The following is a 12,658-nucleotide window of genomic DNA, read 5'->3' as shown; positions in this document are numbered from 1 at the left end:
AGCACACTATTCCAATTGGTTTAAATATTAAACAGTTAAGAAATTTCAGAAAATAATGCCCTCATTTTTGGCTGGAACAGGAGAGCAGACTTCCGCTGATTTCTCTGTTCCAGCCAAATGAATGGTTTATTTCAGATGTTCAATCTGAATCACTTCAATATCCGTGGGTTTGTTGCGGTGCGTATCGACCTCGCCCCAGACTTTCACTCGGTCGCCTGCTTTGAGTTTTAATCTTTTCCAGTGGTCGTCATCCACATCAATCATGATGCTGCCGGTTTTATCTTTTAATTCAAATTCATCACTTTGTGCTGCACGCTGTTTAACGATCTGGCCTGTTAAGGTCACGCCGGTTTCATCTTTCATTTTGTGTGCCTGAGCAATACTGACCACATTCTTTTTGGCTTCTGCCAGAACAGCCTGATCGGATTTAGCCCAAAGTGCCGGACTGGCAACTGCCAGAACTAGTGTCGCAAGAATATATTTTTTCATATGTTTTGACCTGCTATTTTTATGATGATTTCATGATCTAAACAGAAAGCTGAAGCAGACGCCGCAGAAGTTATGTAACGGCATGATGAACTTGTGTAGTCTGCTCAGAAAGATCCAATAAAAATCTGTAAATACGCTGATACATCCATTTTTAAAATGACAGGATTAGCCCGAAAGCAGAAAAATAAGCCGCAAAATAGTCGACTTTTATTACTGACTTTAGAGGTGATCGCTGTTAGGATTTGACCACACTTTTGCTTGTACTGGGCTCATGGAACTGATTGATTTTATCTTGCATGTTGATGATCACTTGCTTGAATTTATCACCAATTACGGGATCTGGATTTATGCCATTCTTTTCCTGATTATCTTTGTAGAAACAGGTCTGGTGGTGATGCCGTTCTTGCCCGGCGACAGCTTGCTATTTGCAGCAGGTGCTTTGGCAGCGTCTACAGGTGTGATGGATCCCTGGGTACTGATTCCGCTTTTATTTGTTGCGGCAGTATTGGGCGATACCCTGAATTACCATATTGGCAAATATATCGGGCCGCGGGTTTTCGAGATTGAATCGCGCTTTATCAATAAAAAACATTTATTGGCGACCCAGCAATTCTTTGCCAGACATGGTGGTAAAACCATTATTTTTGCGCGTTTTGTGCCTTTTGCTCGTACCTTTGCACCTTTTGTCGCTGGTGCTGGCAGCATGAATTACAAATATTTCCTGAGCTATAATGTAGTAGGTGGATTTATCTGGATCAGCTCATTTGTCATTCTGGGCTATATGTTCGGTAATATGCCGATCGTCAAAGATAACTTCACCTATTTGATTTTCGGTATTATTATTTTAAGTGTCTTGCCAGGTGTGATCGGCTTTATTCAACAAAGACTCAAAAAAAGTAAAACAGCTTAAGATTTTTTATAGCCTGTGCATTTAATCCCAGAGCTTGATCAGTAATGGGATCAGACAAAGCAGTACAAACAGAGCCGAGCCTCTATAAATAAGGCCGGCTTTTATTTTTTCAGAGTGACTGCTCAAAATTGCCTGACCAAAGACCATCCAGAAAATCCCTACTGGAACGGTACTCAAGCAAAAGGCAGCAAACACCAGAACAAAGTTGGTCGGACTTTGCCAGGTTTCCATGGGTAAAATCCCGGAGGCCAACAATGCTGCTTTAGGATTGCTTAAGGTGACAGTAAACATTTGCCAGGGACGAATCTGCGGATGATTTTTGCTATAGCGTTCTAACTGCTGGGCCTTATATAAATGCAGCGTCATCCAGCCCACACAGATGGTACTCAGGACATACAACAAGCTTTTGAAATTTGGCCAGATCGGTAAAGCCAGATGAATTAACAAAGCCCAGACATTAATCGCATAAAAATAGCCCATCAGAATGGCAGGAATATAAAGGCTGGTTTTGGCCTGACCCTGCTGATACGCAGAGCTGGCGACCAAGGCATTCGCCGGCCCTGGAATCATCAGAACGGCGATTAGCCCCAATACAAATAACCAATTTTCAATCATCGTGATGAACTATTCCGGGCCTAGCTTATAGCTTAATCAATATTCTCATGCCAGAACAGCTCTATAAATCTAGGATGCTGAGACGATACGCGCCATTTCAAGTGATATTAAGCGGAATATCAGCTCGGCTATTTTGAAAAAATCATAAAAAATGCTGACCCAAGATCAGCATTTATGAAGAGATCAGGAATTCGTTATTTAGCAATATTCTGACGAACCACAATCGGACAATTTTTGTAACGGGCGGCCTGAACAATCGCTTCCTGTTCACCTAAAAGCCGTGCCAGTTCGGTTCGCTTGGTATTGGATGACTGTCCCATATTGACGGAAACACTCGGACCAATTCCCCAACCACCGCGACTGCCCCAGCCACCACCCAGACCGACGCCCACACCTACACCCGTGCGTTTTGGCGCTTCCACGCCATTGTCGATATATTGCTGAATACGGTTATATTCGCCTTGCAGCTGCTGACAACCCAAGGTCTGATACTGGGTCGGGGACACATAGGTGGGTTTCACCGTTGTTGCACAAGCACTCAGCAATGCAAGTGCTGCAATACTCAGGCTTAATTTCACAAGTTTCATAGTTAACTCGATCTTAGTTCTGCTCTATCTCATTGAACAACGATTGATAGGCCTGAGTCAATTTATGATCAGTAGCCAAATGAATCAGGGGCTGATTTTTATGATGAGATTCTTTCATTAAGATGGAGGGCGGTAACATACTATTGAGTACGGGCAATCCTTCATCTTTCAGTTGCTGCACCACTTCACGCGGTAATCTGGCCTGTGCCTGAAACTGATTCACCACAATACCTTCAATTTCCAGTCTTTCATTATGGTCATCTTGGGTTTCAATGACATTTTCAATCAGGGTCTGTAAGGCGCGTTTAGAAAACACATCACAGTCAAATGGAATCAGCACGCGGTCTGCAGCAATCAAAGCCGACAGTGTAAAGAAATTAAATGCCGGCGGGGTATCAATAAACACCCGATCATATTGCCCGGACAATTGTTGTAAAGCATCTCGCAGTTTGTAGATTTTATGCTTGGACTCCAGTGCATGTGCCAAGGCGCCCAGTGTCGGGCTGGCTGGAATCACATCCAGATACTTAAAGGGAGACTGATGCACATAACTTTCCAGACCTTTGCTACGGCTTTTCAAAATCGAGCCAATTGCATTGCCGAGCAAGCCTTTACTTTGCTGATTGCCCAGCACATTTTCAAAATAGTTTTCAATATTCGGTTCTAATGCCGGCTTGTCACTTGAATAGGTCGCATCGTCACCTAATACGTATTGACTGGAATTGGCTTGTGGATCCAGGTCAATGAGTAAAGTTTTTAAACCCTGATGTGCGCTGATCGCGGCCAGATTAACGGTAATACTGGACTTACCCACCCCACCTTTTTGATTAAATACCACACGTGTATGCATGTCCCCTCCTGTTATTTTTAACTACTTTTATCACACTTGTATTTTTTAATTATTCACATAGGCAGACTGCGCTTGAAGTCACAGCCTGCTTGCTTTTAGCCAAAATTCGGCTTGATCATCACCAAGATCAAAATAGAAACCAATGAAACTACCGCAATAAATAAGCCAGCCCGGCGTTGTGCCAGCAAGATTGAATCATCTTTTTTATAGGCTTTAGCTAAAGAGGATACCAGCACAAAAAATAAAATAACCTTGGCATAAAACCAGGGTTGCACATCAAAATCCTTGATCACCAATGACACAATACCTGTAAACGCGATCACCGTAATGGCCAGATGCTGTAAAGCCACCAGCGCAATTCGTGCCTTTGGATTCGGTAGGTTGCCTTGTGTACCAATAAACAAAGTCAAGGCACGGGCAAGAATGGCGACAATCGCCAATCCTGCTGCTGACATATGAATAATTTTGACTAAAAGTTGAGTTTCCATCATTTCCTCTTAGTTTTTTGGTGCATGTGCACAAGCTGGACTGGTCGTGTCCTGCCCTGCCCATTCTTCAGGCAAAAATGCATGGATTGCCAGCGCATGAATCTTGTCTTTGGCCAGTAAATCACCAGCAGCAGCATAGACTTTCTGATGACGCTGGACTGGACGTAAACCGGCAAAGGCCTGACTGACAATCACAGTTTTAAAATGAGACTCTTTTCCAGGGAAATAACCGCCATGACCCGAAGATTCATTCACCACGTCTAAATGGGTCGGAGATAATTGTGCTAAACGATCTTTCAGTTGTTGTTCTAAGCTCATGGCCTGACTCCAATCTTTGAAAATATAAAGTCAGTATACCTTGTTCTGCTGAGTATTTTGGTAATCTGTTACAGCGCAATCTGTTGATTGTGGCGAAGTTTCATGAATTCCCACATGAATATTGGTGATTTATTGTCTGGTCTAAAATATTTTGCTTTTATTTTATGCAATTGATACAAGATTTTTAACAAAGGTGTTGACCACATTTTTTCATGCTGTATTATACACGGCATGCGGGAATAGCTCAGTTGGTAGAGCATAACCTTGCCAAGGTTGGGGTCGGGAGTTCGAGTCTCCTTTCCCGCTCAAAATTTTTTCATTTAGTTTTTTCATTTAAAAAACTTTATAGACTCCGCGGGAATAGCTCAGTTGGTAGAGCATAACCTTGCCAAGGTTGGGGTCGGGAGTTCGAGTCTCCTTTCCCGCTCCAGATTCAAAAAGCCCTCATCGAAAGATGGGGGCTTTTTTATTGTTGATTTTATTATATTTTTAAAAATCCCCCTTCCTTTGTTATTCAATTCAATAAAAAATATTCTTAATGTAATTTATATTTTGTGACCAAGATGTGACCATGGCGTGCCCACGACCTTATCCGTTGTTCTGAACTGTAATTACGCTCCACTGGTCAAGAATGTGACGGATTATACCGAAGAAGAATATCAGTCCATTCGGACAGAGTTACTCCGTAATACGCATGGTCAAAATCATTGGTTTATGATTGCCCATTTACTGGGTCACATTGACCCTACAGAAACCTTTAAAAGCTATATTCATCTGAGCTACCTGATCGCTGGGCATAAAATACTGCAATATCATCCAGACATAGATACTCAATTAGTAAAGAAGATGATGGGCTACCTACCTTCTTTCAAATTTTTAAACACAGTAAAAGATACTGCTCCATTCAATTTTGAAAAGCATGCTATTCATTTAAGTCAGCAGTTACTCAACGACCAAACTGACTGGTTAAAAAGTAACATAGAAGACATTCTGGATGAGGTTTCATTTAACTCACAGCCTCATGATTTTTCTAAATATTTCGCAGGAACAAAGGAATCCAAAATCTCATTTGCATGGTTTTTTAAGTGCCTAAATTTACTGGAAATTCATCATGATCCAGACCGGGTATCACAGGAAATGAGCTTACCTATAGAACTGGTTGAGTACTGGTATAAAAATGCCAAACAACTGGGCCAACTCAAGTCTCAAAAAAACAACCCAAGGTTATTTGATCTCAACAACACGAATCATCTTGATAAACCTTTAAAACCCGCCATGATTGATACCGTTGAAGAGCGCACAGCAAAGAACTATTTCTTTGAAAATATTCAAAATATCTTTGAAAAAAAGCCAGATCAAATAAAAGCGGTGCTTGAGACATTTTTAAGTCGTGTTACGGTTTCGCATACTGGCATTCATTATCGATGGAATAAAATCGATCAATTGGAATCATTTTATTCCAAGGTAAAAGACCTGTTTCCCCATCAATTTTGGCATTTGCTTGGACAAGACTTGGTACAATTGCTAGATAAAAAGAAACAGCCTTTATTACTGAAGCTGGCTAAATCGAGCACAACAGAGCATCCTACCACTCAAGAAGATTATGTTCGTCTCCAGCTTTACTCAACAAAAGATGCCAAAGCACTGGCCGCATTTAAATTCTGTTTACATTTAGCCTGTATTGGCAGACCTCGATCTCTTTGAACTTAAAGCTGAAGGTCTAAAAATAACTACATGCTGTTAAATAATTTAACCGTTGCTTCCTTATCTAAAACCAAATTTAATATATTTAGTAAAAATTGAGTGTCTGATCAACGATAATTAAATAGTATAAACTCTATGAATTAGCAGCGTCTGAAACAGGGATCGGTCATGCGTACAACATCAGAAAAAACTGCAAAAAAGAAAATGATATTAGCTAAGGTAGTTTTAGCTGCTGCTGAACGACTTGGTCTTGCACAGGATCAACTAGCCTTAATACTCAGTATAGATTCGGTGAAAACTTTAACCTCTCTTGAATTAGATCCCACTTCAAAACAGGGAGAAATCGCCCTCACTTTAATCCGTATTACCACATCACTAGATGCTCTAACAGATGGGGATACAGCCTGGATGCAGCATTTTATGAAATCACCCAATAAATTGATGAATGGTATTCTAATAGAACAGATTCAGAACTCTCAGGGATTGGCCTCTGTTTTACAATTGGTGGAAGGTCTTCGGGCTAAACTTTAAGATAAGCAAAGTATTAGGCTATACACAGAAAAGTCTTTCAGAAAAGACTAAAGTGAATAAAACAACAATTTCAGAGATAGAGAATGGCCATTTTACAGGTTCATTTGACATATTTGAACGTGTGCTTGATGGCATGGGTTTACAATTCGAAGTGAATAAAAAAAGTTTAACTTGCCCCAATGGGATGAAATTGAAGAAATATTTGCGGAATATGATGAATAAATTAGATTAGATTTATGTTCACATTTGATATTACACCTAATAATGTAGGCATAGTTCCACTGGTCAGCGCTCTCCATTAGATTATGAAGAGGCCCATCAAAAGATTAATACCAGTCAGTTAAGGAAATTTGGATGAAAAAAAATCTAAATTTCCTTATATTTGAATTTAAATTGATCTAAATTTATGTCTTAATTGAGCATAATTTTAGTTTTTCAATTCTTAACTGACCGGCATTATGGTAGGTATCGGGCTTTCATCATTCAATTTAGGAAGCGAGCAAATTGCGCAAGACATAGTGCAAGATACCACCGGCCTTAAAGTATTCCACCTCATTCAAGGTATCAATACGACACAACACTTGAAAATGGCTACACGTACCATCGGTATGTTGCACATCTACTTTCAGCATTTGATGCGGATGAATATCATCCGACAAGCCTAAAATTGACAGTGTTTCATGGCCCGTTAGGTTCAAGATCTGCCGGTTTTGACCCTCTAAAAACTGTAAAGGTAACACCCCCATGCCAACCAGATTGGAACGGTGAATCCGCTCAAAACTTTCAGCAATCACCGCTTTCACCCCCAACAGGTTGGTGCCTTTGGCCGCCCAGTCACGTGAAGAACCGGTACCATATTCTTTCCCAGCAATCATTACGAGTGGGGTTTGTTCTGCCTGATAGCGCATTGCCGCATCATAAATCGAGAGTTTTTCTGCACTTGGAATATGCAGGGTATTGCCACCCTCCTCGCCACCCAGCATTTCGTTTTTGATGCGGATATTGGCAAAGGTACCTCGCATCATCACTTCATGGTTGCCACGGCGGGAGCCATAAGAATTAAAGTCTTTTACATCAACCCCCTGTTGCTGCAAATATCGGCCGGCCGGACTATCTTTTTTGATATTACCCGCCGGGGAAATATGATCCGTCGTGACTGAATCGCCTAATATAGCCAAAATCCGTGCCTGTTTGATCGGCTGAATTGGTCGCACCGGCTGATCAATTTCTGCAAAAAAGGGAGGATGCCGGATATAGGTTGATTGTTCATCCCAAGCATAGGTTTGACTTTGTGGGATCTGGATTACTTTCCACTTGGCATCGCCTTCAAACACTTCCGCATATTCTTTATGGAACATCTCAGTATTCACGTTCTGTAGTGCGGCATCAATTTCCATTTGTGTCGGCCAGATATCTTTTAAATAAACTGCTTGGCCATCAAAACCTTCACCTATCGGCTCAGCAGTGAGATCAGTTCGAATATTCCCGACCAGACCATAGGCAACTACTAAGGGTGGCGAGGCGAGCCAGTTGGTTTTCACCAAAGGATGCACCCGTCCTTCAAAGTTACGGTTTCCGGAAAGCACTGAAGCTACATTCAAATCAAAACATTGCACAGCTTCTTCAATCACTTCAGGTAAAGGTCCCGAATTACCAATACAGGTAGTGCAACCATAACCCACCAGGTTATAACCCAGTTGATTCAAATAAGGCGTCAACCCTGCTGCATCAAGATAATCGCTGACCACTTTGGAACCTGGAGCCAGTGAACTTTTCACCCAAGGTTTCCGCTGCAAACCTTTTTCGATTGCTTTTTTGGCCAATAGGCCTGCTGCCAACATGACACTGGGATTCGAGGTATTGGTACAGGAGGTAATGGCTGAAATCACTACATCACCATGCTGCAACGGATATTTTTCACCATCAATCATACAAAAAGCATTTTCATGTGGCAGGTTGGCCTGTTTCGCTTCAACAGCCGTACCTCCCCCTCCTTCATTTTCCAGACGCTCTTTTTCTTCTTTGACCGGTTTCAAGGCCAGATCCATGAAGGCATGAAAGATTTTTGGCACTTGCGACAATAGCACACGATCCTGCGGGCGTTTCGGACCCGCCAGACTGGCTTCTACTGTCGACATATCTAAAGCCAGAGTGTCGGTAAAGACGGGTTCATCCCCCGGATTACGCCATAATCCTTGCAACTTGCTATAGGCCTCTACCAAGGCAATTCTTTCCGGCTGACGTCCGGTTAAACGTAAATAGGAAAGCGTTACCTCATCAACCGGGAAAAAGCCACAGGTAGCGCCATATTCGGGTGCCATATTGGCAATAGTGGCACGGTCAGCCAAGGGTAAATCGGCCAGACCATCGCCATAAAATTCGACAAATTTTCCAACTACGCCTTTTTGGCGAAGCATCTGGGTAATGGTCAGCACCAGATCAGTTGCTGTAATACCTTCTTTGAGTTTACCTATGAGCTTAAAGCCGATCACTTCTGGAATCAGCATGGAGATCGGTTGGCCCAGCATGGCCGCTTCCGCTTCGATGCCGCCTACTCCCCAACCTAACACGCCTAAGCCATTGATCATGGTGGTATGTGAATCGGTACCGACTAAGGTATCAGGAAAGGCAAAGCGCTGCCCATCGACCTCATTGCTCCAAACTACTTGTGCCAGATGTTCCAGATTAACCTGATGGCAAATCCCGGTTCCTGGCGGCACCACGCGAAACTGATTGAGCGCAGCCTGCCCCCAACGTAGAAATTGGTAGCGCTCGCCATTGCGTTGCATCTCAATTGCGACATTCTGCTCAAAAGCTTGCGGACTGGCAAAGTAATCGACCATCACCGAGTGATCGATGACCAAATCCACCGGTGACAACGGATTAATTTTTTCCGGGTCACCACCAGCTTTGGCCACCGCTGCACGCATCGCGGCAAGATCAACCACTGCGGGAACACCGGTAAAATCCTGCATCAGGACCCGTGCCGGACGATACTGGATTTCCTGTTCTGAGGTTTGGTTGTTTAACCACCCTGCCAGCGCATGAATATGCTCGGTTTTCACCGTGAGCTGATCTTCAAAACGTAGTAAATTTTCCAGCAAGACTTTTAAAGATTTTGGCAGCCGGGACAGGTCGCCCAATTGCGCTTGCAATTTGGACAGGTTGAAAATCTGATAGTGTTCTGAACCGACGGTCAATGTTTCTAAGGTATTAAAACTATTGATATCACTATACTTGGCCATCTAGTTTCCCTCCGGCTTAAGATGTTATTTTTATGATCACAGTCAACCACTTCTTTACTTACTGTATGCCAACTGCGCGGCGGGTTTGTTATTATTTATTATCGGATTGCGCTAGGCAGTTAAATGCAGGGCTGCGAGGAATTTTTGCCAGAGAGTTGTCGACAGTTCAGATCCGGCATCGACAATCTTTCTGCCAATTCCGTAAGGAGATAAGTTAAATTGAACCACGTATTTTAACTGTATTTTCAGAATGATTTCAGATCACTACGTAGCTAGGGCTGTTTTACAGATCGAAATAATAAAATCATAAATGCTTTTCAAAAAAAGAAACTAATATGTTTCTTATAGAACCTAAAAGAAATAAATGTGTCTACAATGAATGAATCTTTACTTCAGCAAATCAAAAAAAGACGAACCCTATTGGGCTTAAAGCAAGTTAATATGCAATCCCGTACAGGCATTTCAAGACAGCAGTACCAAAAACTGGAAAGTCAGGGCAATCCACGATTAGAGACCTTAGAAATTATCGCGGCAGGATTAAATGCTCAACTGATGCTCATTCCAGATGATAAAGTTCATTTAATCAGACAATTATTGAATGATGAAATTAAAATCACGATCGAAGATCAGGATGACTTAATGACCAACCCATGGAAGGGTCTTCTCGGAGATGAGGAATCATGAATCCTCTTAACGAGGTATTTTACCGGGTACTGACCATTATTAAAAAATTTATGCTTCATCCATAATCCATTCTTTAAAAAGAGCATCCTCGATTTCATAAGTACCATTTTCTGGTTTAAAAATAATTTGTTTTTTTGATAAAGAACGTAGGGCAGATTGAATACTTGATACTGCAATGCTGTCTACACCGATGGAGTCAGCAAGATGCTGTCTAAATTGAATACTATAAAGTTCAACTTGTGATTCAGCTATGGCTTTTAAGAGCAGCTGTTCTAATAACTTAAACTCTCCCCATAATCCTGAAAAGTCACGGTGCCCCATTGTATCGGCTATAAGCTGTTCCTTTGCAAAATCTATAGCCAGCATTGGGTTTAATGCTAAACGCTCAACCAATGACCTCACCAGTTGAGGACTTTGCTTCATATCTAAAAAAGCACACCATAAAATTTCTTTATCCAAACTACGTCCTGTTATTTGATTAAATACATCTGCCAGATGATCTGTAAATGCTTTTGTTAGATTTGGAAAAGGTAAATTCTGCCCATAATGAAAAAATGGAGCACTACTCACAGAAAACATTTGTCTCAAGCCCTCTCGACTTGAACCAGTAAAAATTACCTTTATCGTTTCTTTATGCATATCTAAAGCAGTACGCAAACTGGCAATAGTTGTTTTATATTTTGAACTAGCTAAAGCCTGAATCTCATCAAGTAGCAATAAAATAGGTTTACCCTGCTGAGCCAGTTTTGTAATACTAGATAAAATACTGGAATTCACTTGCCCTTGTGCAAGAGTCATTTCGGCTTTTACACCTGCCACCTCTGTACTTAAAGAGCCAATATTTTTAATCCAATGATTGGCTTTACCAATCAAGCCATTTTGCTGTGAAAACTCATCAAGAGCTTTTACAAACTGTCCTTCACTATGCAGGCCTGCATCTAAAAAACTGAAATAAAAAACGCGCCATCCAAGCTGTTCTGCTAAGGGCGTAATATCTTTTCGTAAAAATTCAGTTTTTCCCATCCGGCGTGGGGCAAAAAAAGTCAGAGAACTAGCTAGTCCAGTCTCAAACATGCCTAAAATTTGTTTAGCTAGTTCTGTACGTGGAAAATGCCAAGGGTCATTGGAGATGCTACTCATTTTAATTACTCAACAATGATTCTTTATTGCTATAGATTGTATTAGATTTCATTAGATTGTAAATGTCTAATTAGACTTCTTTAATCTAATAGGATCTAATCACCCAATAAAGCACCTTTTCACCGATCAACCGACACATTTTATAACTCCATTATTTTGTGGCTTAATAGCCATATCTGAACATAAGACCCAATATTATGGATTTAAGATTCAGAAAAACCTGAAGAAGTTGTTGCGTTTTATGTGAGAGGCTTCGTAAAGAACGACTTTATCTGGAAATAAATCCACGCTCAAAAAACTTAATGCTTACTATAATTGATGGGGTGAATATTGGCTTTGGGGTACACTGGTCTCCTCAGCAGCAATCACAGGTCGACCATTAATTGCCTTTGAATACAGTGCTGAAGCGATCCGTAAAGGTTTAGAACGCTCCTCGTACCTACTCCCATTAAGAAGGTGACCCATTAAGAAAAAACTTTCCTACACAGCACATGGGATTACCAAGTCATATATATGATGCCTCACCCGATTGCTGGGCGTGCTCCAGAATTTTGGTGGCTATTCAGTCCATCATTACCTACATTCAAACGCTCTAGTTTTCCAATTAGCTCAGGTTATAATAATGGTCACCCAAAATACGATTGATCTATTATGAACACCCCCAATGACCCTTTACACGGCAAAAAACTTGCTGACATTTTGGATGAATTATTGGATTACTACGGTGGCTTTGAAGGTTTAAGTCGTAAAATTGAAATTAGATGTTTTTGCATAGACCCAAGTGTTAAATCATCATTACGATTCTTGCGTACCACACCATGGGCACGTGAAAAAGTAGAAAGCTTATATTTGTACGTCTTACGCCAAAAGGCAAAACAGAAACCGTAGACCCAGGCTCCTCTCTTATCATCAAATTATACCAGTCAGTAAAATATTTTACATTAAATCATATATTTAAAATTAATATTATCGCAGATTCAAATCTCAAGTGCGACACATTTGTAGTTAGTTGAAAAAGTTAGGTGTATTCGTAGAATCATTGGACTTTTTCAACTCGCAATTGGAAAGCACACAATGAAGAAATACACCCAACTTTC

At 41.2% G+C, this 12,658-nt stretch carries 12 protein-coding genes, 2 tRNA genes and 3 pseudogenes; 9 read left to right on the top strand and 8 right to left on the bottom strand.

The features are described from left to right. Positions 1–126 precede the first annotated feature (126 nt). Complete coding sequence (locus FTU44_RS12405; RefSeq protein WP_180050928.1) at positions 127–489, bottom strand: NirD/YgiW/YdeI family stress tolerance protein; 363 nt, start codon at positions 487–489, stop codon at positions 127–129. A gap of 271 nt (positions 490–760) precedes the next feature. Between FTU44_RS12405 and FTU44_RS12400 the strand changes: the two genes are divergently transcribed. Next, a complete protein-coding gene (locus FTU44_RS12400; protein WP_074383709.1) occupies positions 761–1,399 on the top strand; it encodes a DedA family protein in 639 nt (212 codons plus the stop codon). Positions 1,400–1,420: 21 nt separating this feature from the next. On the opposite strand, the gene FTU44_RS12395 is transcribed toward FTU44_RS12400, so the two are convergent. From FTU44_RS12395 to FTU44_RS12375, 5 genes are all read right to left on the bottom strand, one after another. Continuing rightward, positions 1,421–2,014, bottom strand: coding sequence for a threonine transporter RhtB (locus FTU44_RS12395; RefSeq protein ID WP_159138893.1), 594 nt, complete (start codon positions 2,012–2,014; stop codon positions 1,421–1,423). 194 nt (positions 2,015–2,208) lie between these two features. Continuing rightward, positions 2,209–2,601 (bottom strand): hypothetical protein, encoded by a 393-nt coding sequence (locus FTU44_RS12390; protein WP_005094604.1) that lies wholly within the window; start codon positions 2,599–2,601, stop codon positions 2,209–2,211. 13 nt (positions 2,602–2,614) lie between these two features. Beyond that, the gene (locus FTU44_RS12385) at positions 2,615–3,451 is read right to left on the bottom strand and encodes a ParA family protein (RefSeq protein ID WP_005094607.1); all 837 of its coding nucleotides are present in this window, start codon (positions 3,449–3,451) and stop codon (positions 2,615–2,617) included. A 95-nt stretch (positions 3,452–3,546) separates the two neighbouring features. Next, positions 3,547–3,939: a SirB2 family protein gene (locus FTU44_RS12380; RefSeq protein ID WP_005094609.1), complete on the bottom strand. Its 393-nt coding sequence runs from the start codon at positions 3,937–3,939 to the stop codon at positions 3,547–3,549. 9 nt (positions 3,940–3,948) lie between these two features. Next, complete coding sequence (locus FTU44_RS12375) at positions 3,949–4,257, bottom strand: BolA family transcriptional regulator (RefSeq protein WP_005094610.1); 309 nt, start codon at positions 4,255–4,257, stop codon at positions 3,949–3,951. Positions 4,258–4,490: 233 nt separating this feature from the next. Here FTU44_RS12375 and FTU44_RS12370 point away from each other — a divergent pair. The 5 genes and pseudogenes from FTU44_RS12370 to FTU44_RS12350 all read left to right on the top strand — a co-directional run bounded on the left by FTU44_RS12370 (position 4,491) and on the right by FTU44_RS12350 (position 6,714). Then, positions 4,491–4,563: transfer RNA gene (locus FTU44_RS12370), tRNA-Gly, on the top strand. 48 nt (positions 4,564–4,611) lie between these two features. Continuing rightward, a tRNA-Gly gene (locus FTU44_RS12365) sits at positions 4,612–4,687 on the top strand. Between the two features lie 155 nt (positions 4,688–4,842). Next, a pseudogene (locus FTU44_RS12360) lies at positions 4,843–6,001 on the top strand (site-specific integrase); the annotation flags it as partial. 128 nt (positions 6,002–6,129) lie between these two features. Then, positions 6,130–6,492, top strand: coding sequence for a DUF2384 domain-containing protein (locus tag FTU44_RS12355; RefSeq protein ID WP_180050925.1), 363 nt, complete (start codon positions 6,130–6,132; stop codon positions 6,490–6,492). Continuing rightward, a pseudogene (locus FTU44_RS12350) lies at positions 6,452–6,714 on the top strand (helix-turn-helix domain-containing protein). Before FTU44_RS12355 ends, FTU44_RS12350 begins: the two are co-directional and overlap by 41 nt. 266 nt (positions 6,715–6,980) lie before the next feature. Here the strand turns inward: FTU44_RS12350 and acnA are convergent. Beyond that, positions 6,981–9,737 carry an aconitate hydratase AcnA gene (gene acnA, locus FTU44_RS12345; protein WP_180050923.1) on the bottom strand — a complete coding sequence of 919 codons (2,757 nt, stop codon included), beginning with the start codon at positions 9,735–9,737 and terminating at the stop codon, positions 6,981–6,983. A 375-nt stretch (positions 9,738–10,112) separates the two neighbouring features. Here acnA and FTU44_RS12340 point away from each other — a divergent pair, with 375 nt between their 5' ends. After that, positions 10,113–10,421: a helix-turn-helix transcriptional regulator gene (locus tag FTU44_RS12340; RefSeq protein WP_005173768.1), complete on the top strand. Its 309-nt coding sequence runs from the start codon at positions 10,113–10,115 to the stop codon at positions 10,419–10,421. 48 nt (positions 10,422–10,469) lie between these two features. Here FTU44_RS12340 and FTU44_RS12335 read toward each other — a convergent pair whose 3' ends face one another. Then, positions 10,470–11,561: an ATP-binding protein gene (locus FTU44_RS12335; RefSeq protein ID WP_180050920.1), complete on the bottom strand. Its 1,092-nt coding sequence runs from the start codon at positions 11,559–11,561 to the stop codon at positions 10,470–10,472. A 346-nt stretch (positions 11,562–11,907) separates the two neighbouring features. Here FTU44_RS12335 and FTU44_RS12330 point away from each other — a divergent pair. Beyond that, positions 11,908–12,097 (top strand): annotated as a pseudogene (locus tag FTU44_RS12330) (type II toxin-antitoxin system HipA family toxin); the annotation flags it as partial. Between the two features lie 115 nt (positions 12,098–12,212). Then, on the top strand, positions 12,213–12,449 hold the full coding sequence (locus tag FTU44_RS12325) for a VF530 family DNA-binding protein (protein WP_005173763.1): 237 nt from the start codon (positions 12,213–12,215) through the stop codon (positions 12,447–12,449). Positions 12,450–12,658: the final 209 nt, after the last annotated feature.

It is taken from the genome of Acinetobacter sp. YH12105 (assembly GCF_013419095.1).
Classification (GTDB): Bacteria; Pseudomonadota; Gammaproteobacteria; order Pseudomonadales; family Moraxellaceae; genus Acinetobacter; species Acinetobacter pseudolwoffii.
The sequence above is the reverse complement of the archived record's forward strand: the minus strand, read 5'-3'. Positions and strand labels throughout refer to the sequence as shown.

Bases quoted from the DNA above. Each gene is read 5' to 3' on its own strand.
- FTU44_RS12405 (WP_180050928.1), bottom strand. From the start codon at position 489: ATGAAAAAATATATTCTTGCGACACTAGTTCTGGCAGTTGCCAGTCCG.
- FTU44_RS12400 (WP_074383709.1), top strand. From the start codon at position 761: ATGGAACTGATTGATTTTATCTTGCATGTTGATGATCACTTGCTTGAA.
- FTU44_RS12395 (WP_159138893.1), bottom strand. From the start codon at position 2,014: ATGATTGAAAATTGGTTATTTGTATTGGGGCTAATCGCCGTTCTGATG.
- FTU44_RS12390 (WP_005094604.1), bottom strand. From the start codon at position 2,601: ATGAAACTTGTGAAATTAAGCCTGAGTATTGCAGCACTTGCATTGCTG.
- FTU44_RS12385 (WP_005094607.1), bottom strand. From the start codon at position 3,451: ATGCATACACGTGTGGTATTTAATCAAAAAGGTGGGGTGGGTAAGTCC.
- FTU44_RS12380 (WP_005094609.1), bottom strand. From the start codon at position 3,939: ATGGAAACTCAACTTTTAGTCAAAATTATTCATATGTCAGCAGCAGGA.
- FTU44_RS12375 (WP_005094610.1), bottom strand. From the start codon at position 4,257: ATGAGCTTAGAACAACAACTGAAAGATCGTTTAGCACAATTATCTCCG.
- FTU44_RS12355 (WP_180050925.1), top strand. From the start codon at position 6,130: ATGCGTACAACATCAGAAAAAACTGCAAAAAAGAAAATGATATTAGCT.
- acnA (WP_180050923.1), bottom strand. From the start codon at position 9,737: ATGGCCAAGTATAGTGATATCAATAGTTTTAATACCTTAGAAACATTG.
- FTU44_RS12340 (WP_005173768.1), top strand. From the start codon at position 10,113: ATGAATGAATCTTTACTTCAGCAAATCAAAAAAAGACGAACCCTATTG.
- FTU44_RS12335 (WP_180050920.1), bottom strand. From the start codon at position 11,561: ATGAGTAGCATCTCCAATGACCCTTGGCATTTTCCACGTACAGAACTA.
- FTU44_RS12325 (WP_005173763.1), top strand. From the start codon at position 12,213: ATGAACACCCCCAATGACCCTTTACACGGCAAAAAACTTGCTGACATT.